The organism is Streptomyces sp. JK94 (assembly GCF_053613315.1).
Genome location: NZ_JBSICH010000003.1, coordinates 58,122 through 76,259, shown reverse-complemented (window position 1 = coordinate 76,259; position 18,138 = coordinate 58,122). Strand labels below are relative to the sequence as shown.

Annotated in this window: 16 protein-coding genes and 2 pseudogenes; 12 read left to right on the top strand and 6 right to left on the bottom strand. The window is 74.2% G+C overall.

Annotated features, from left to right (window positions below; translation table 11 throughout):
* Positions 1 to 5 precede the first annotated feature (5 nt).
* Positions 6 to 734: a ZIP family metal transporter gene (locus ACVV2G_RS03455; RefSeq protein ID WP_453841064.1), complete on the bottom strand. Its 729-nt coding sequence runs from the start codon at positions 732 to 734 to the stop codon at positions 6 to 8.
* An 86-nt stretch (positions 735 to 820) separates the two neighbouring features.
* Between ACVV2G_RS03455 and cobM the strand changes: the two genes are divergently transcribed.
* The 7 genes and pseudogenes from cobM (at position 821) to cobC (ending at position 7,666) form a co-directional block, all read left to right on the top strand.
* Positions 821 to 1,693 (top strand): precorrin-4 C(11)-methyltransferase, encoded by an 873-nt coding sequence (gene cobM, locus ACVV2G_RS03450; RefSeq protein ID WP_453841063.1) that lies wholly within the window; start codon positions 821 to 823, stop codon positions 1,691 to 1,693.
* Positions 1,690 to 2,346, top strand: a pseudogene (gene cbiE, locus ACVV2G_RS03445) (precorrin-6y C5,15-methyltransferase (decarboxylating) subunit CbiE); the annotation flags it as partial. The gene cobM and the pseudogene cbiE, both read left to right, overlap by 4 nt.
* 492 nt (positions 2,347 to 2,838) lie before the next feature.
* Positions 2,839 to 3,423 (top strand): annotated as a pseudogene (gene cbiT / locus ACVV2G_RS03440) (precorrin-6Y C5,15-methyltransferase (decarboxylating) subunit CbiT); the annotation flags it as partial.
* Positions 3,420 to 5,102: a precorrin-3B C(17)-methyltransferase gene (cobJ, locus tag ACVV2G_RS03435; protein ID WP_453841062.1), complete on the top strand. Its 1,683-nt coding sequence runs from the start codon at positions 3,420 to 3,422 to the stop codon at positions 5,100 to 5,102. The pseudogene cbiT and the gene cobJ, both read left to right, overlap by 4 nt.
* On the top strand, positions 5,099 to 5,695 hold the full coding sequence (locus tag ACVV2G_RS03430; protein ID WP_453841061.1) for a precorrin-8X methylmutase: 597 nt from the start codon (positions 5,099 to 5,101) through the stop codon (positions 5,693 to 5,695). Before cobJ ends, ACVV2G_RS03430 begins: the two co-directional genes overlap by 4 nt.
* Positions 5,692 to 6,606, top strand: coding sequence for a sirohydrochlorin chelatase (locus ACVV2G_RS03425; protein ID WP_453841060.1), 915 nt, complete (start codon positions 5,692 to 5,694; stop codon positions 6,604 to 6,606). The genes ACVV2G_RS03430 and ACVV2G_RS03425 overlap by 4 nt, the downstream gene beginning before the upstream one ends.
* On the top strand, positions 6,578 to 7,666 hold the full coding sequence (gene cobC, locus ACVV2G_RS03420) for an Rv2231c family histidinol phosphate aminotransferase CobC (protein ID WP_453841059.1): 1,089 nt from the start codon (positions 6,578 to 6,580) through the stop codon (positions 7,664 to 7,666). Before ACVV2G_RS03425 ends, cobC begins: the two co-directional genes overlap by 29 nt.
* A gap of 149 nt (positions 7,667 to 7,815) precedes the next feature.
* Here the strand turns inward: cobC and ACVV2G_RS03415 are convergent, their stop codons facing one another.
* From ACVV2G_RS03415 to ACVV2G_RS03405, 3 genes are all read right to left on the bottom strand, one after another.
* Positions 7,816 to 8,760, bottom strand: a complete 945-nt coding sequence (locus ACVV2G_RS03415; protein WP_453841058.1) for an SCO1860 family LAETG-anchored protein — start codon at positions 8,758 to 8,760, stop codon at positions 7,816 to 7,818.
* 186 nt (positions 8,761 to 8,946) lie between these two features.
* Positions 8,947 to 10,038 (bottom strand): amidohydrolase family protein, encoded by a 1,092-nt coding sequence (locus tag ACVV2G_RS03410; protein ID WP_453841057.1) that lies wholly within the window; start codon positions 10,036 to 10,038, stop codon positions 8,947 to 8,949.
* A gap of 43 nt (positions 10,039 to 10,081) precedes the next feature.
* Positions 10,082 to 10,594, bottom strand: coding sequence for a hypothetical protein (locus tag ACVV2G_RS03405; RefSeq protein WP_453841056.1), 513 nt, complete (start codon positions 10,592 to 10,594; stop codon positions 10,082 to 10,084).
* Positions 10,595 to 10,762: 168 nt separating this feature from the next.
* Here ACVV2G_RS03405 and ACVV2G_RS03400 point away from each other — a divergent pair, with 168 nt between their 5' ends.
* From ACVV2G_RS03400 to thpD, 5 genes are all read left to right on the top strand, one after another.
* Positions 10,763 to 11,893 carry a pyridoxal-phosphate-dependent aminotransferase family protein gene (locus tag ACVV2G_RS03400; protein WP_453841055.1) on the top strand — a complete coding sequence of 377 codons (1,131 nt, stop codon included), beginning with the start codon at positions 10,763 to 10,765 and terminating at the stop codon, positions 11,891 to 11,893.
* 329 nt (positions 11,894 to 12,222) lie between these two features.
* Entirely contained in the window at positions 12,223 to 12,738 is a 516-nt protein-coding gene (ectA, locus tag ACVV2G_RS03395; protein WP_453841054.1) for a diaminobutyrate acetyltransferase, read from the top strand.
* Between the two features lie 132 nt (positions 12,739 to 12,870).
* Positions 12,871 to 14,142: a diaminobutyrate--2-oxoglutarate transaminase gene (gene ectB / locus ACVV2G_RS03390; RefSeq protein WP_453841053.1), complete on the top strand. Its 1,272-nt coding sequence runs from the start codon at positions 12,871 to 12,873 to the stop codon at positions 14,140 to 14,142.
* A 90-nt stretch (positions 14,143 to 14,232) separates the two neighbouring features.
* Complete coding sequence (locus ACVV2G_RS03385; protein ID WP_217144727.1) at positions 14,233 to 14,631, top strand: ectoine synthase; 399 nt, start codon at positions 14,233 to 14,235, stop codon at positions 14,629 to 14,631.
* A 6-nt stretch (positions 14,632 to 14,637) separates the two neighbouring features.
* Entirely contained in the window at positions 14,638 to 15,537 is a 900-nt protein-coding gene (gene thpD / locus ACVV2G_RS03380; RefSeq protein WP_453841052.1) for an ectoine hydroxylase, read from the top strand.
* Between the two features lie 219 nt (positions 15,538 to 15,756).
* Here the strand turns inward: thpD and ACVV2G_RS03375 are convergent, their stop codons facing one another.
* Complete coding sequence (locus ACVV2G_RS03375; RefSeq protein ID WP_453841051.1) at positions 15,757 to 16,851, bottom strand: aminotransferase class V-fold PLP-dependent enzyme; 1,095 nt, start codon at positions 16,849 to 16,851, stop codon at positions 15,757 to 15,759.
* Between the two features lie 600 nt (positions 16,852 to 17,451).
* Positions 17,452 to 18,060, bottom strand: coding sequence for a DUF1349 domain-containing protein (locus ACVV2G_RS03370; RefSeq protein ID WP_453841050.1), 609 nt, complete (start codon positions 18,058 to 18,060; stop codon positions 17,452 to 17,454).
* Between the last annotated feature and the right edge of the window lie 78 nt (positions 18,061 to 18,138).

Below are 18,138 nucleotides of genomic sequence, written 5' to 3'. Positions count from 1 at the left end.
GCGCCTCATTCGGCGATGCCCACCACCAGCCAGATGAACGCCGCGCCCGCGACCGTGCACAGCAGGGTCGAGCGGGCGGGGTGCTCGTGGTGGGCCTCGGGGAGGATCTCGGCCGCGGCGAGGTAGAGCAGTGCGCCGCCGAAGAGGCCGAGGTACGCGCCGAGTGCCTGCTCGGGAATGGTCAGGAGCAGGGTCGAGGCCGCGCCGAGCACGGGGGCGCAGGCGTCGGCGACCAGCATGGCGACCGCGCGGCGGCGCGCGTTCCCGTACAGGCTGGTCAGCGTGTACGTGTTGAAGCCGTCGGCGAAGTCGTGGGCGATCACGGCCATCGCGACCGCCGTGCCCATGCCGCCGCCGACCTGGAAGGCCGCACCGATCGCCACGCCGTCCATCGCGCTGTGCCCGACCATCGCGGCGGCCGCCGTCAGGCCCACCTGGGGCGAGCGCCGTCCGTGCTCGTCCGCTCCGTGCGCGGCGCGGCGGGCGGCCAGCAGGCGCTCCACGAGGTGCGCGAGCAGGAAGCCGGCGACGAAGAGCAGCAGCGCCTCGGGCACGCCGAACACCTCGTCCCCCGCCGCCTCCAGGGCCTCGGGCAGCAGGTCGAGGCCGACCACGCCCAGCATCAGCCCGCCGGCCAGCCCCAGGACCAGGTGGCGCCGGTCGGTCACGCGCTGGGCCGTCCAGCCACCGGCCAGCGTCATCAGGAACGCGCCGAGCGCGACGAAGACCGCCATGGGCCCTTGCTATCCGATCAGAGCGCGTATCCGTGCGCACGACAGCAGCAACCGCAGTAAATATGCGTAGGAGAGGACCGATTCCCATGGCTTCCGAGGCCTCCGTGGCTCCCGAGGTTTCCGAGGCTCCCGTGGCTCCCGCGGCCGAGGAGCCCACCGGCAAGGTGACCTTCGTCGGTGCCGGCCCCGGCGCCGCCGACCTGCTGACGTTCCGCGCCGCGCGGGCCATCGCCGAGGCCGACGTGGTGATCTGGGCCGCGAGCCTGGTCCAGGCCGAGGTCCTGCGGCACGCGTGGGAGGGCGCGGAGATCCTGGACTCGGCGGCGATGTCGCTGGAGGACGTCGTGGCCGTCTACCGGCGGGCGCGGCGGGAGGGGCTGCGGGTGGCCCGCATCCACTCCGGCGACCCGGCCCTGTGGGGCGGCACGCAGGAGCAGCTGGACCGGTGCGCCGGGATCGGCATCGCGACCGAGGTCGTGCCCGGCGTCTCCGCCTTCTCCGCGGTGGCCGCGCTCGCCCAGCGGGAGCTGACCGTCCCGGAGGTGGCGCAGTCCGTCGTCCTCACCCGGCTCGGCGGCGGCAAGACGCCGATGCCGCCCGGGGAGGAGGTCCGCGAGTTCGCCAAGCACGGCACCACCATGGCGGTCTTCCTGTCCGCGGCCCGCAGCGGCCAGCTGGTGCGGGAGCTGCTGGAGGGCGGCTACCCGACCGAGACGCCGGTCGTCGTCGCGTACCAGGCCACCTGGCCGGAGGAGCTGATCGTGAAGTGCACGATCGGCACGCTGGAGGAGACGGTCAAGGAGCACAAGCTCTGGAAGCACACCCTGTTCCTGGTCGGCCCGGCCCTCGACGCGCACGGGACCCGTTCGCACCTGTACCACCCGGGGCACTTCCACGGCTACCGGAAGGCCGACCCCGAGGCGCGCCGGGAGCTGCGTACGCGGGGTGCGAGCACGTGATCACGGTGGTGGGCATGGGGGCCGGGACGCCGCCTGCCGGGGCCGTCGCCGCCGATGCCGAGCTGGTGGTCGGCGGGCGGCGCCACCTGGACGCCGTACGGCTGCCGGAGGGGGCCGAGCGGGTCGTCCTGGGGGCGCTGGCGCCCGCCCTCGACACGGTCGCGGAGTACGTCGCGCGGGAGCGGCCGGTGACCGTGCTGGCCTCCGGGGACCCCGGGTTCTTCGGAATCGTGCGGGCGCTGGCCGAGCGGTTCGGGCCGCAGCGGCTCGACGTGCGGCCCGGTGTCTCCTCCGTCGCCGCCGCGTTCGCGCGGGCCGGGCTCCCCTGGGACGACGCCGTGGTGGCCAGCGCGCACGGGCGGGAGCTGCGGACGGCGGTGAACGTGTGCCGGGCGCACCCGAAGGTCGCCGTGCTGACCGGGCCCGGGGCGGGGCCGGCGGAGCTGGGCGCCGCGCTGAGGGACGACGGGCGGGTCCTGGTCGTGGCCTCGGCGCTGGGGTCCACCGGGGAGCGGGTGGAACGGGTGACCCCCGCGGAGGCCGCCGCCCGGGACTGGGGCGCGGCGGTGAGCGTGGTGCTGTGCCTGGACGAGGCGCGGATGCTGGGGCCGGTACGGACGATCGCCGGGGCCCGGCGGGGACCCGCCGGGTGGGGGGAACGCGCCGGGCGGGCGGAACACTCCGGGCAGGCGGAACACTCCGGGCAGGACCCGGGGGCCGAGCGGGAACCTCGGGCCGGGCAGGACCCGCAGGCCGAGCAGAACTTCTCGGCCGGGCAGGACCCGCAGGCCGGGCAGGACCCGCAAGCCGAGCAGAACTTCTCGGCCGGGCAGGACCCGCAAGCCGAGCAGGACCTTTCGGCCGGGCAGGATCCGCAGGTTGGGCAGGACCTTTCGGCCGGGCGGAAGCCGGGAGCCGGGCAGAACCCGCAGGCCGAGCGGGACCTTTCGGCCGGGCAGAGCCCGGGAGCCGGGCGGGGCGGGGCCATCGGGCCGGCCCGGGCGGCCGGCGCGCTCGGACACGACGGACCGGCGGGACCGGCAGGACCGGCGGGACCGGCACAGGCAGGACCGGCGGAGCCGGACGCACCGGCCGAAGCGGCCGTGGGCGGCCCGGACCGCCGACGGAGCGGGGCCTGCGAGTGGCACGGGTGGGCGCTGGACGAGGCCGACTTCGCCCACCGCGACTCGATGATCACCAAGTTCGAGGTGCGGGCGCTGGCGCTGGCGCGGCTCGGGCCCCGGCCCGGCGACCTGGTGTGGGACGTCGGGGCGGGCTCCGGTTCCGTGGCGGTGGAGTGCGCGCGGCTGGGTGCCGCCGTCGACGCCGTGGAGAAGACGCCGGACGGCGCCGAGCGGGTCCGTGCCAACGCCGCCGCGCACGGTGTCGACGTCCGGGTCGTGCACGGCGCGGCGCCCGCCGCGCTGGCGGCCCTGGACGACCCCGACGCCGTGTTCGTCGGCGGCGGCGGACGCGAACTGCCCGCGATCGTCGCGGCGTGCGCGCGGCGAGCCCGGCGGGCCGTGGTCGTCGCCATGGCCGCGCTGGACCGGGTGCCGGCGGCCCGCCGGGCGCTGCTCGACGCCGGGCTGGAGTGCGACGGGGTGCTCCTGCAGTCGTCCCGGCTCGCGCCGCTGCCGGGGGACGTGACCCGGCTCGCGGCGACCAATCCCGTGTTCCTGCTGTGGGGCGTGAGGCCGCACAGCCGTACCGAAGGAGTCTCCCCTTGATCGGCCTCATCTCCGCCACCGCGGCGGGAGCGGCTGCGCGGGACCGGCTGGCCGCGGCGTGGCCGGACCGCACGCGCGTGTACGAGGGTCCCGTCGCGGACGCCGTACGGACCGCGTTCGCCGAGTGCGAGCGGCTGGTGTGCTTCCTGGCCACGGGGGCCGTCGTCCGGCTCGTGGCGCCGCTGCTGGACGACAAGCGGACCGACCCGGGCGTGGTGTGCGTCGACGAGGGCGGGCGGTTCGCCGTGTCCCTGGTCGGCGGCCACGGGGGCGGTGCCAACGAACTCGCCGTCGCGGTCGGCGAGGTGCTGGGCGCCGAGCCGGTGGTGACGACGGCGACGGATGCCGTGGGACTGCCCGGACTGGACACGCTCGGGATGCCCGTGGAGGGCGATGTGGCCGGGGTCTCGCGGGCCCTGCTCGACGGTGAGCCGGTCACGCTGCGGACGGAGGTGCGGTGGCCGCTGCCGCCGCTGCCCGTCGCCGCGGAGGGGGCGTACACGGTCCGGCTGACGGACCGTCTGGTGGAGCCGGCCGAACGGGAGGCCGTCCTGCGTCCGCCGTCCCTGGTCGTCGGCGTCGGCGCCTCGAAGGGGGCACCGGTCGAGGAGGTGCTCGGGCTGGTCGAGGCGGCGCTGCGGGACGCCGGGCTGGCCGCCGCGTCGGTCGCCGAGCTGGCCACCGTGGACGCCAAGGCCACGGAGCCCGGAATCGTCGGGGCCGCCGGCCGGCTGGGCGTGCCCCTGGTGACGTACGCCGCCGGGGAGCTGGCGGGCGTCGAGGTCCCCAACCCCTCGAACGCCCCGCTCGCGGCGGTCGGCACCCCGTCGGTCGCGGAGGCGGCGGCACTCGTGCGCGGCGGCGAACTCCTCGTGCCCAAGCGCAAGTCGGCGGCGACGCCCGCGATGGCGACCTGCGCGGTCGTCCGGCGGCCGGGGCGCGGGCGGCTCGCGGTGGTCGGGCTCGGGCCGGGCGCCCGCGACCTGGTCACGCCGCGCGCGCGGACCGAGCTGCGGCGGGCCTCGGTGCTGGTCGGCCTCGACCAGTACGTCGACCAGATCCGCGACCTGCTGCGGCCCGGCACCCGGGTCCTGGAGTCGGGGCTCGGCGCCGAGGAGGAACGGGCCCGGACCGCGGTCGAACAGGCCCGGCGCGGACACGCCGTCGCGCTGATCGGCAGCGGGGACGCCGGGGTGTACGCCATGGCGTCGCCCGCGCTGGCGGAGGCGTCGGACGACATCGACGTGGTCGGGGTGCCCGGGGTGACGGCCGCGCTGGCGGCCGGGGCGGTCCTCGGCGCGCCGCTCGGCCACGACCACGTGTCGATCAGCCTGTCCGACCTGCACACGCCGTGGGAGGTCATCGAGCGGCGGGTGCGGGCGGCGGCCGAGGCGGACATCGTCGTGACGTTCTACAACCCGCGCAGCCGGGGCCGGGACTGGCAGCTGCCCAAGGCGCTGGCGATCCTCGCGGAGCACCGGGAGCCGGCCACGCCGGTCGGGGTCGTGCGCAACGCGTCGCGCGCCGACGAGTCCAGCCGCCTGACCACGCTCGCCGCTCTCGACCCGGCGACGGTCGACATGATGACGGTCGTGACGGTGGGCAACACCGCGACCCGGGAGATCGCCGGGCGCATGGTGACGCCGCGCGGCTACCGCTGGCAGGAGGAGCCCGAGTGAACCGCGTCGTCCACCCCATCGAACAGGAGTCCTTCCGGCGGCTGCGCGCCCGGCTGGACACCTCCGGCTTCCCGCCGCTGACCCGGGCGGTCGTGGAGCGGGTCATCCACTCCGCAGCCGACCTGGAGTACGCCTCCGACCTCGTCGCGGACGAGGGCGAGCTGGTGCGGGCGCACGGCGCGCTGCACGCCGGTGCGCCGGTCGTCGTGGACGTGGAGATGGTCGCGGCCGGGATCACCCGTCGCGAGACCGTGTGCCGGCTGAGGGACGCCGTCGCCGGGCCCGGGCTGACGCGCTCCGCGCACGCGATGCGGCTGGCGTACGAGCAGGTCGGACCCGGCGCGCTCTGGGTGATCGGCTGTGCGCCGACCGCGCTGGAGGAACTGCTCACCCTGGACGCCTCCCCCGCGCTCGTCATCGGGCTGCCCGTCGGCTTCGTCGGGGCGGCCGAGTCCAAGGCCGCGCTGCGGGAGAGCGGGCTGCCCGCCGTGAGCAACGTGTCCGAGAAGGGCGGTTCGGCGGTCGCCGCGGCCGCCCTGAACGCCCTGCTGTACCACCCCCTTCCGTCCGAGGAACCCGAGGAGAAACTGTGACGACCCCGCCCGCCCTGCTCATCGCCGGACACGGCACCCGGGACGAGGCCGGAGCCGAGGCGTTCCGCGACTTCGTGCGCGAGCTGGGGCGCCGCCACCCCGGACTGCCCGTCGCGGGCGGCTTCATCGAGCTGTCCCCGCCGCCCCTGGGCGAGGCGGTGACCGAGCTGGTCGAGCGCGGGGCACGCCGGTTCGCGGCGGTGCCGCTGATGCTGGTGTCCGCCGGACACGCCAAGGGCGACATCCCGGCGGCGCTGTCCCGCGAGAAGGAACGGCACCCCGGCATCTCCTACACCTACGGGCGCCCGCTGGGCCCGCATCCCGCCCTGCTGCGGGTGCTGGAGCGGCGGCTGGCGGAGGCGGTCGACCCGTCCTGGGACCCCGCCGAGGTGACCGTGCTGCTGGTGGGCCGCGGTTCGACGGACCCGGACGCGAACGCCGAGGTGTTCAAGGCGGCGCGGCTGCTGTGGGAGGGGCGCGGGTACGGGGCCGTGGAGACGGCGTTCGTGTCGCTGGCCGAGCCGGACGTGCCGGGCGGCCTGGAGCGGTGCGTGCGGCTGGGGGCGCGGCGGGTCGTGGTCCTGCCGTACTTCCTGTTCACCGGCATCCTCCCGGACCGGGTCCGGCACCAGACCGAGGAGTGGGCCGCGGCGCACCCGGGGACCGAGGTGCGGTCGGCGGACGTCATCGGGCCGGAGCCGGAGCTGCTGGACCTGGTGTGGGAGCGGTACGAGGAGGCCGTCAAGGGCGATCTGCGGATGAACTGCGACTCGTGCGTGTACCGGATCGCGCTGCCGGGGTTCGAGGACAAGGTGGGGCTGCCGCAGCAGCCGCACTTCCACCCCGACGACGACGGCCACCACCACGGACACCATCACGGGCATGGACACGCACACTCGCACGCGCACTGAGACCCCGGCCGTGGGTCATGACCTGCGCCACCACGGGGACGCCGAGGTCCGCGACGACGGCGCGGCACTGGTGGACCTCGCGGTGAACGTCCGCGCGGACACGCCTCCGGTCTGGCTGCGCGAGCACGTGGCCGCCACGCTCGGCTCCCTGGCGGCCTACCCGGACGGGCGGGCCGCGCGGGCGGCGGTGGCGGCACGGCACGGGCTGCCGGTGGAGCGGGTCCTGCTGACGGCGGGCGCGGCGGAGGCGTTCGTGCTGCTGGCGCGTGCGCTGGAGGTGCGTCGCCCGGTCGTGGTGCATCCCCAGTTCACGGAGCCGGAGGCGGCCCTGCGGGGCGCGGGGCACCGGGTCGGCCGGGTGCTGCTGAGGGAGACGGACGGCTTCCGGCTGGACGCGGCCACGGTGCCCGAGGACGCCGACCTGGTGGTGATCGGCAACCCGACGAACCCGACGTCGGTGCTGCACCGGGCGGACACGATCACGCGACTGGCCCGGCCCGGGCGGACGCTGGTCGTGGACGAGGCCTTCATGGACGCGGTGCCGGGTGAGCGGGAGGCGCTGGCCGGGCGTACGGACGTGCCCGGGCTGGTCGTGCTGCGCAGCCTCACCAAGACGTGGGGGCTGGCCGGGCTGCGCATCGGGTACGTCCTGGCGGCCCCGCGGACGGTCGCGGAACTGGAGCGGGCCCAGCCGCTGTGGCCCGTGTCCACGCCCGCGCTGGCGGCGGCCGAGGCGTGTGTGGCGCCGCGGGCGCTGGCGGAGGCCGCCCACGCCGCCCACCGCGTCGCCGCGGACCGGGCCCGTCTCGTCACCGGACTGGAGGAGTTCGCCGCCGCCGGGCTGCGGGTCGCCGGACCCGCCGAGGCCCCCTTCGTCCTCGTCCGCCTCCCGCACGCCGACGCCGTACGCCACCGGCTGCGCGACCTCGGGTACGCGGTACGGCGGGGGGACACGTTCCCGGGGCTGGGTGCGGAGTGGCTGCGTCTGGCGGTACGGGACCGGGCGACCACGGACGGCTTCCTGCGTGCTCTGGAGCGCGCGGTGGCGGCCCCGGCCTGAACCGCACGGCTCCCCACCACGACCGGGCGGAGCAGTACGGCACCGGGGCCCTCCCCCCCTCTTCCGCCCGGCCCCGACGTGCCCCTGATCCCGCTCCGGGGGGCCTCCACTTCTCGACGTTATTCGTCAAAGCACCCCCTCCCGCGCGGTCAGCCGCGCCTGCGGCGGGCCAGGACCAGGGAGCCGCCGCCCGCCAGGACCAGGGCCGCGGCTCCGGCGGCGAGGTACGGGGTCGCCGCACCGCCGCCCGTCTCGGCCAGGCCGGCCTCGGCGCGGACGCCCTGGGGCCGCGCGTCGGCGGCCGGTTCGGCGTCCTGCCCGGCGGGGGTCTCGTCGGCCTTCGCCGGGGGCTGCTCGGCCTCGGTCTCCGGGGCCGCCGGTGACTCGCAGGTCGCCCGCGCCAAGGTCAGGGTGCCGTCGACCTCCGCGACGTTCAGGTCGAGGGGGTTGACGGACACCGTGAGTTCGAGGGCGGTGGCGGCGGCCGTTCGGGAGGTGGTCCGCGTCGTGGAGAGGTCGAGCCGCACCTCGCCGACGCCGGGCACCCGCACCTCCGTCGTCCCGCCGGCGGTCAGCGTGACCTTCTTGCCGAGGACCGTCACCGGGCCCAGCAGGTTCGCGTCCGCGACCGGCTTCTTCCCGGCCTCGCAGGTCGCCACGGAGGTGACCTCCTCCACCTCGACCACCGACAGCAGCGGCAGGCCGGGGACGTGGAGCTCGGCCCGGGCGAGGCGGGTGCGGCCCTCGCTCCGCTCCGCGGTCGCCGTCGCCGCGGACTCGGCCACGTCGGCACGCAGGACGCTGAAGGGCCTGCCGGCGTCGACGCCGTCCAGCCGGGCGGTCAGCGCGGTCTCCCGGGCCGTCCCGGGCGCGTGCACCTCGTTGAGGACCGCCGTGAGCGGGGCGTTCACGGTCTTGTCGAGGAGGGACACGCCGAGCCCGGTGCGCAGCACGGTGGCGCTCGCGCGGCCGTGGTCGCCGCTCGCTTGGGCGGTGCCCGCGCCGGCCAGGGCCGCGGGGCCGGCGGCCAGGACCGTGGCCGTCGCGACGGTGGCGAGGCGACGTGCGGGGCTGCGGAGGGTGTTGCCGTTCAAGGTGGTGGGACCCCCAGTGAGACATGCGTGCGGGGCACGCATGAGCGATGTGCTCGGGACCCGGAAAGAATGTCCCCGCACCCACCCGACCGTCAGCGTTCCCGGGGCGCTTCACCCCTTCGTGGGGCTTTCGCCCGTTCTTTCGAATCCCCCGGCACGGGTGTTCCCCGGCGTCACCCCGGACGGCTAACCGACCACCCGTCCGTTCAGCACCACCCGGCGCGGAGCGGCGAGCACGCGTACGTCCGCGCGCGGGTCCTCGTCGTACACCACCAGGTCCGCCGGCGCTCCCTCGTCCAGGCCGGGGCGCCCCAGCCAGCGCCGGGCGGCCCAGGTCGTCGCGGCGAGGGCCTCGAGGGGCGGGATGCCGGCGGTGACCAGCTCGGCGACCTCCGCCGCGGCCAGGCCGTGGGCCAGGGACCCTCCCGCGTCGGTGCCGACGAAGACCGGGACACCCGCGTCGTGGGCACTGCGGACGGTGTCGTAGCGGCGCTCGTGGAGCCGGCGCATGTGGGCGGACCAGCGGGGGAACCTGCTCTCGCCGCCGTCCGCGAGCGCGGGGAACGTGGCGATGTTGACGAGGGTCGGCACGATGGCGACGCCCCGCTCGGCGAAGAGGGGGATCGTGTCGTCCGTCAGCCCGGTGGCGTGCTCGACGCAGTCGATGCCGGCCTCGACCAGGTCGCGCAGCGAGTCCTCGGCGAAGCAGTGCGCGGTGACGCGGGCGCCCAGGCGGTGGGCCTCGGCGATCGCCGCCTCGACGGCGCCGCGCGGCCAGCAGGCGGACAGGTCGCCGAGGTCGCGGTCGATCCAGTCACCGACCAGCTTCACCCAGCCGTCGCCGCGCCGGGCCTCCTGGGCGACGTACGCGGTGAGGTCGCCGGGCTCGACCTCCCAGGCGTAGTTGCGGATGTAGCGCCGGGTGCGGGCGATGTGCCGGCCCGCCCGGATGATCTTCGGGAGATCGTCGCGGTCGTCGATCCAGCGGGTGTCGGAGGGCGAGCCCGCGTCGCGGATGAGGAGGGTGCCCGCCTCCCGGTCGGTCAGCGCCTGCCGCTCGGCGACGTCCTCGGGTACGGCGCCGTGCCGGTCGAGGCCGACGTGGCAGTGCGCGTCGACCAGGCCGGGCAGCGCCCATCCCTCGACGGTGCGGACGTCGGCGGCGCCGGAGGGGCGGTCGTAGGTGATCCTGCCGTCGACCACCCACAGCCCGTCGCGCACCTCCTCCGGTCCGACGAGCACCCGACCCTTCACGTGCAGCACCGTGTGATCGCTCATGTCCCGCACCCTAGACCGGTGCGGCGGGGTGCTCGAAGGGCGGTCACCGGCCGTCGGCCCGGGCGGTCGCGCGGGTGCGTCGCTCGGTCGCGTATCCGGCCGCGACGGCGCTCGCGAGGGCGGTCAGGGCGAGCGCGGCGACGCCGGGATTGACGTAGCCGGGGACGTGGGCGGAGTCGTAGCCGTCGCCGTCCGCGGTCTCGCAGCGGAAGCGGAGGGGCAGGAGGGAGACGTCGTAGCCGGTCACCCGCCCGGCGAGCTCCGGGGACACGCCGGCGCGGCAGGGCCGCAGCGGCGCGGAGCCCGCACCGCCGTCCTCCGCCTCCACGACCGCGAATCCCACGCACAGTGCGCCCCAGGCGTACAGCAGGACGGCGGCCACGCCCGCGACCACGCCCGCGGCGCGGAAGGGCCCGCCCGCCCCGGGCGGCGCGCCGGCGACGACCGGGGAAGGGCCTGCCGGCGGGCAGGGGCGGCGTCCGTACGTGCCGGACCCCCGGCCGAGGACGACGGCCGTCACCACGGCGACGAGAACGAGCAGCAGGAGAACCGGCACACCGCCGAGTCCATCAGCCCGGCACTCGCCCCGCTGTGGCGGAAGCCACAATTCCGGGCGTGAGGGTGTCGCAACGGACGACCTCCGGCGCGAGTGCCGCCGGGGGGCATGGTTACTCTCGACTCCGTACGCGCCGTACACCTGCCCGTAAGCGAAGAGAGCACCGCCGTGACCCACCCCTTCCTGGACCTCGCCCCGCTGAGCGCCGGCCGTTTCGCCGCGATCGAGGACCGGGTCGCGCGCCTGCTCGGGACCGGGCAGGACGTCGTGATCATGCAGGGTGAGGCGCTGCTGCCGCTGGAGGGCGCGATCCGCGCCGCCGCCGGGCCGGGCACCGTCGCGCTGAACGTCGTCACCGGGCCGTACGGGCAGACGTTCGGGAACTGGCTGCGGGACTGCGGCGCGACCGTGCACGACCTCGCCGTGCCGTTCCACACGGCCGTCTCCGCGGAGCAGGTCCGCCAGGCCTTCGCCGAGCACCCGGAGATCGACTTCGTGTCCCTGGTGCACGCGGAGGCGGCGACCGGGAACACCAACCCGGTCGCGGAGGTCGGCGAGGTGGTACGGGCGCACGACGCGCTGTTCTACCTGGACGCCGTGGCCTCCGTGGGCGCCGAGCCGGTACTGCCGGACGCCTGGGGCGTGGATCTGTGCGTGATCGGCGCGCAGAAGGCGATGGGCGGTCCGGCCGGGGTGTCGGCGGTGTCGGTGAGCGAGCGGGCGTGGGCGCGGATGGCCGCGAACCCGCAGGCCCCGCGGCGCTCGTACCTGTCGCTGCTCGACTGGAAGGAGCGCTGGACCGACGGCGGGCGCAAGGCGCTGCCGCACGCGCCGGCGCAGCTGGAGATGCTCGCGCTCGAGGCGTGCGTGGAGCGCATCGAGGCGGAGGGCCGGCAGGTGGTGATGGCGCGGCACGCGGCGGCCGCGGCGGCCACCCGCGCGGGTGCGCTCGCGCTCGGTGGCGGCCTGGAGCCGTACGTGCACGAGGCGAAGGACGCGGCGCCGGTCGCGACGACGCTGCGGGCACCGTCGGACACCGACGCGTCCGAGCTGGTGGCCCGGGCCCTGGAGTCCGACCCCGCGCTGCCGCTGGCCGCGGGCGGGGGCGCGCTGGCCGCGGAGATGATCCGGGTCAACCACTACGGTCCGGACGCGACGCGCGGGGCCGTGCAGGGCTGTCTGGCGGCACTGGGTGCCGCACTGGCCGGGAAGGGACGGAAGACGGACCTGGAGGCGGCTCGGCGGGCCGCCGAGGGCGCCTGGGACCTGGCGTCCGGACCGAACCTTTCGGAAGCATGAATTCAGGGTAATTCCCAAAGCTCATACAAACAGAATTAAGTAATTACACTCAGCACAGCTTCCCGTATTCTTCTGCCCGCTTTCCCGGGACCTAAACACATCGGTTTCGAGAAGTTCAAGCTTCACATTTCGGGCAGGTCCCGCGCGGGTTACATGATTGTGACCCGTTACACAGGCTGACCCTTTTGCGACGTATGCGCGGGTCAAATTATGACAAAGTGCCGCCCTCTCGCGCGGTGGCACGCGCCCGCGTGATAACACATGACGCGCCCATGCGTAACCCCGTTCGGCGATGCAATTTCGATTTTCGCTGGGTAAATTCAATTTGCATGACTGCCGCGCAAGCAGACCTGCAAATCGACCGTCCGAGAGTGGCCGACGGGGCCGCGCTGTGGCGGATAGCGAGGGATTCGAAGGTCCTCGACCTGAACTCGTCCTACAGCTATCTGCTCTGGTGCCGGGACTTCGCCGCCACGTCGGCCGTCGCCCGGGACGGGCACGGCGTGCCGGTCGGCTTCGTCACCGGCTACATACGGCCGGACCGGCCGGACACCCTGCTCGTGTGGCAGGTGGCGGTGGACGAGGCGTACCGTGGACGGAAGTTGGCCGCCTCCCTGCTCGACGGGCTGGCCGCCCGGACGGTCGCGGAGCGCGGGCTCACCACCCTGGAGACCACGATCTCGCCCGACAACACCGCTTCCCAGCGGCTGTTCACCTCGTTCGCCGAGCGTCACGGCGCCCGGCTCGAACGCGAGGTGCTGTTCGACACCGATCTGTTCCCCGACGGGCCGCACGAACCCGAGGTTCTCTACCGCATCGGCCCCCTGTCCGCAGCCGGCGGCTGACGCACGCATCGCCCGACCGGTCCGGCCACCCCCGACCGTCCGGCCCTCAGACTTCCCGGCCGGGACCGCACCGGTCCCCCGGATCCGTACGACCTTCCTCTCCCACCCTCACCCAACGAGGAGCGATTCGTCGTGACCATCACCCAGCCCGACCTCAGCGTCTTCGAAACCGTCGAGTCCGAGGTGCGCAGCTACTGCCGCGGCTGGCCCACCGTCTTCGACCGTGCGCTCGGCAGCCGCATGTACGACGAGGACGGCCACGAGTACCTCGACTTCTTCGCCGGAGCGGGCTCGCTCAACTACGGGCACAACAACGCGGTCCTGAAACGCGCGCTGATCGACTACCTGGAGCGGGACGGCGTCACGCACGGTCTCGACATGTCGACCACCGCCAAGCGCCGCTTCCTGGAGACCTTCCAGAACCTGGTGCTGCGCCCGCGTGACCTGCCGTACAAGGTCATGTTCCCGGGCCCGACGGGCACCAACGCCGTCGAGTCCGCGCTGAAGCTGGCGCGCAAGGTGAAGGGGCGCGAGTCGATCGTGTCGTTCACCAACGCCTTCCACGGCATGTCGCTGGGCTCGCTCGCCGTGACCGGCAACGCCTTCAAGCGGGCCGGCGCCGGCATCCCGCTGGTGCACGGCACCCCGATGCCGTTCGACAACTACTTCGACGGCACCGTCGAGGACTTCCTGTGGTTCGAGCGGCTCCTGGAGGACCAGGGCTCCGGCCTCAACAAGCCCGCCGCCGTGATCGTGGAGACCGTGCAGGGCGAGGGCGGCATCAACGTCGCCCGGCCCGAGTGGCTGCGCGCCCTGGCCGAGCTGTGCGAGCGCCAGGACATGCTGCTCATCGTCGACGACATCCAGATGGGCTGTGGCCGCACCGGCGCCTTCTTCTCCTTCGAGGAGGCGGGCATCACGCCGGACATCGTCACCGTCTCCAAGTCCATCAGCGGCTACGGCCTGCCCATGTCGCTGTGCCTGTTCAAGCCCGAGCTGGACGTCTGGGAGCCGGGCGAGCACAACGGCACCTTCCGCGGCAACAACCCCGCCTTCGTCACGGCGACCGCCACGCTGGAGGCGTACTGGGCCGACGGGTCGGCGATGGAGAAGCAGACCCGCGCCCGCGGTGAGCAGGTCGAGCAGCACATGATCGCCATCACCGAGGAGAACCTCGCCGACGTCAAGGAGTACCGCGGTCGCGGCCTGGTGTGGGGCCTGGAGTTCCACGACAAGGAGCGCGCGGGCCGGATCGCCAAGCGCGCCTTCGAGCTCGGGCTGCTCATCGAGACGTCCGGCCCCGAGAGCGAGGTCGTCAAGCTGCTGCCGGCGCTCACCATCACGCCCGACGAGCTGGACGAGGGCATGAAGACCCTCGCACGGGCCGTGCGCGAGACCGCCTGACGGCACCCCTGCTTCCGGCGCCTTCGGCCCGCGCGGCCGAAGGCGCCGGGGACCCCTGCACACCCTTCACCTAGGAGGCATCGCACCACCGTGATCGTCCGTTCGTTCAAGGAGATCGAAGGCACCGACCGGCACGTGAAATCGGCGTCCGGCACCTGGGAGAGCAAGCGCATCGTCCTCGCCAAGGAGAAGGTGGGCTTCTCCGTCCACGAGACGATTCTGTACGCGGGTACGGAGACGTCGATGTGGTACGCCAACCACATCGAGGCCGTCGTCTGCACCAAGGGCGACGCCGAGTTGACCGACCGTGAGACGGGGAAGACGTACCACATCACGCCGGGGACCATGTACCTCCTGGACGGCCACGAGCGGCACACGCTCAAGGTCAAGGAGGACTTCCACTGCATCTGTGTCTTCAACCCGCCCGTCACCGGACGGGAGGATCACGACGAGAACGGCGTCTACCCGCTGCTCACCGAGGAGGTGTGAGTCACTGTGACCATCACGACCACGAACGTCACCGATCTCTATCCCACCCGCGGCGCCACCGAAGTGGCGACCCCTCGGCAGGACCCGGTCGTCTGGGGCTCCCCGGACACGCCCGGTCCCGTCCCGGCGGGTGATCTGCAGGCCCTGGACCGCGACGGCTTCCTCGCCATCGACCAGCTCATCGGGCCGGACGAGGTCGAGGTCTACCGCCGTGAGCTGGAGCGGCTCACCAACGACCCGGCCATCCGCGCGGACGAGCGCTCGATCGTGGAGCCGCAGTCCAAGGAGATCCGGTCGGTCTTCGAGGTGCACAAGATCAGCGAGGTCTTCGCCAAGCTGGTGCGCGACGAGCGGGTGGTCGGGCGGGCCCGGCAGATCCTCGGCTCGGACGTCTACGTCCACCAGTCCCGGATCAACGTCAAGCCGGGCTTCGGGGCCAGCGGTTTCTACTGGCACTCGGACTTCGAGACCTGGCACGCCGAGGACGGCCTGCCGAACATGCGGACGATCTCCGTCTCGATCGCGCTCACCGAGAACTACGACACCAACGGCGGTCTCATGATCATGCCGGGGTCGCACAAGACGTTCCTCGGGTGCGCGGGGGCCACGCCGAAGGACAACTACAAGAAGTCCCTGCAGATGCAGGACGCGGGGACGCCGTCCGACGAGGCGCTGACGAAGATGGCGTCGGAGTACGGCATCAAGCTGTTCACCGGCAAGGCCGGCTCGGCGACCTGGTTCGACTGCAACTGCATGCACGGTTCGGGTGACAACATCACGCCGTTCCCGCGCAGCAACGTGTTCATCGTGTTCAACAGCGTGGAGAACACGGCGGTCGAGCCGTTCGCGGCGCCCATCCGGCGGCCGGAGTTCATCGGCGCGCGGGACTTCACACCGGTGAAGTGACCCGCGGCTGAAGCTCGGGCAGGGGCCTCCTCGTGTGGGACGGGAGGCCCCTGCCCGGTGTTCTCCCGGGCCCGCCGCCGCGCACCTGCTGCCGCGGGTCCGCCATCTCGCACCCGTCGCCGCGGGTCCGCGGCCACGGACCTGCCGCCACGGACCTGCCGCCACGGACCCGCCGCCGCGGGTCCGCCACTTCGCACCCGGCACCTCGGCCCCGCCGGCTCAGCCCGTCAGCACGTCCAGCGCCCGGTCCACGTCCGCCGCCGTGTTGTACAGGTGGAAGGCGGCCCGCAGGTTGCCCGCCCGGTCGGAGACCTGCACCCCGGCCCGGCCCAACTCCGCCTGGCGGTGGCCGAGTCCGGGCACGGACACGATCGCGGAGCCCGGCGCGGGCACCGGCTCGTGCCCCAGGGAGCGCAGCCCCTCGCGGAAGCGGTCGGCGAGGGCGGTGTCGTGGGCGTGCACGGCGTCCACACCGAGTTCCTCGATCAGGGCCAGGGAGTGCCGGGCGCCCGTGTAGGAGAAGAGCGCGGGACTCTCGTCGAAGCGCCGCGCGGAGTGCGCGAGTTCCTCGACGGGGCCGTAGCAGCTGTCGAACGGCCGCTCCCCCGACGCCCACCCCGCGAACAGCGGCCTCAGTCCGTCGGCCTGTCCCAGGTCCTGTGGAACGACGAGGAAGGCGACGCCGCGCGGGCAGAGCACCCACTTGTAGGCGACGGCGGCCACGTAGTCGAAGTCACCGGCGGCCAGCGGCAGCCACCCGTTCGACTGGGACGCGTCGATCAGCGTCCGCGCCCCGTGTGCCCGGGCCGCGTCCCGCAGCGCCGCTAGGTCGGCGATCCGGCCGTCGGCGGACTGGACGGCGCTGACCGCGACGAGCGAGGTGCCCGGTCCCACCGCATCGGCCATCCGCTCCAGCGGCACACTGCGCACCTTCAGATCGCCCCGCGTGTGCAGCGGGTTCACCAGGGAGCTGAAGTCGGCCTCGGCGGTGAGCACTTCGGCGCCCTCGGGCAGCGAGGCGGCGACGAGCCCGCTGAACGTGGCGACCGACGCGCCGGCCGCGACCCGGGTCGCGGGCACGCCCATGAGCCGGGCGTAGGCGGACCGGCACGCCTCGACGTCGGCGAACATGTCGGACGGCTGCCCGGCCGCCGCGGACTCCGCGGCGTCACGCATCGCGGCGAGGGTCCGGGCCGGGAGCAGCCCGGTGGCGGCCGTGTTCAGATAGGTGGTCTTCGGGTGGAACTCGGTACGGACGAGGTTCTCGAAGCTCTCCATGGGACCACTGTGCGGCCCCGGGCTCTCCTCGTCCATTGCGCATTTCTACGTGGTGTCCCAAGGAGAGCTTATGTGAACGCCCCGACCTGCCACTTCACCGTCCGGGAACCACACACCCGTCCGGACCCCGCACCTTCGCGCCGTCGTCGTCGGCCGTCTGATCCGTCAGGTCGCAGGGAGCGCATCAACGGCGGGTCCTGCCCCGCCTGTGCCGACGGGAATGCGGAACCTGTCCGCTGGTGAGACTCCGGCGCGCCGAGGACGACTACGAAGGCTCAGCGTGCGGTGCCGGTGCCGAAGCACCAGTGGCCGGGGGCAGCGTGGGCCCGGAGCAGACCGGCCGGGTCCGCCGGGCCCTTCCTGCGGGGCCCGGAAGGAGGCGATCCCGACGAGGCTCCCCCGTTCCACGGCGCACAGCACGTGCCCGTCGGTCCGCTCGGCGGCGGCGCGCCGGACGGCGACCCGGTCGACGCCGTCGTCGGGGAGCCCGTCCGGGGAGTACGTCGCACGGGCCCGGGCGTGCAGGGCGGCCACGGTCTCCGCGTCGGCGGGCAGGACGGTGCGGGTCGCCGGGCTTCCGGTCACCGTGCGGCGGGCACGCACCGGAGGACGTGGGTGCCACGCCCTCCGGTCGCGTCAGCCGCCGTCGCGCAGGTCGGCCGGCCAGTGCGGCCGGAACTCCAGGCGGTCGTACGTCACCGTGCAGCCCTCCCCCGTCGGCGACTGGGCGAGGAAGCCGACCAGGGCCGCGCCCGTCTCCTTCTCGTCGCCGAGCGTGAACAGGCGGACGAAGGTCCAGCGCTCGCCGTCGAGGGAGGCGTGGAAGGCGAAGGCCCGGCCGGACCGGCTGACCCGCAGCCAGGCGGAACTCCCCTCCACGGTGAAGGAGTTGCAGTCGTCGGAGTGCCCCCGGGTGACCACCGTGCAGACGGTGGGCACGTCCGGGGAGTACTCCAGGCACAGCTTGGCCCACGCCCGCTCCCCCACCTGGACGTAGAGCACCCCGGCATCGAAGGCGCCCTCGAACCCGACGGTGACACGGGCGATCAGCTGGAAGTCGCCGTCGGGAGCACCGAGCAGCCGGGGTGCGTCGGAGGCGGGCTCCAGCGTCTCCCCCGTCGGCGGCACGAAACGGTCCTGCCTCGGCCCGGCCCTCCCGGTGAGGACACCGTCCTCGTAGGACCAGGCCCCGTCGGGGCCGTGGGGGCGCAGGGCGAAGGGCAGTTCGGGAAACGTGATGTCCATGGGCTGATTCTTCCCGGTCGGGTGCGGATGCCGAGGGGCGGCGGTGCGCGGCGGGGACGCGTGGGCGCGACCGGCCGT

Bases quoted from the DNA above. Each gene is read 5' to 3' on its own strand.
- ACVV2G_RS03455 (WP_453841064.1), bottom strand. From the start codon at position 734: ATGGCGGTCTTCGTCGCGCTCGGCGCGTTCCTGATGACGCTGGCCGGT.
- cobM (WP_453841063.1), top strand. From the start codon at position 821: ATGGCTTCCGAGGCCTCCGTGGCTCCCGAGGTTTCCGAGGCTCCCGTG.
- cobC (WP_453841059.1), top strand. From the start codon at position 6,578: ATGGACACGCACACTCGCACGCGCACTGAGACCCCGGCCGTGGGTCAT.
- ACVV2G_RS03410 (WP_453841057.1), bottom strand. From the start codon at position 10,038: ATGAGCGATCACACGGTGCTGCACGTGAAGGGTCGGGTGCTCGTCGGA.
- ectA (WP_453841054.1), top strand. From the start codon at position 12,223: ATGACTGCCGCGCAAGCAGACCTGCAAATCGACCGTCCGAGAGTGGCC.
- ACVV2G_RS03375 (WP_453841051.1), bottom strand. From the start codon at position 16,851: ATGGACGAGGAGAGCCCGGGGCCGCACAGTGGTCCCATGGAGAGCTTC.
- ACVV2G_RS03370 (WP_453841050.1), bottom strand. From the start codon at position 18,060: ATGGACATCACGTTTCCCGAACTGCCCTTCGCCCTGCGCCCCCACGGC.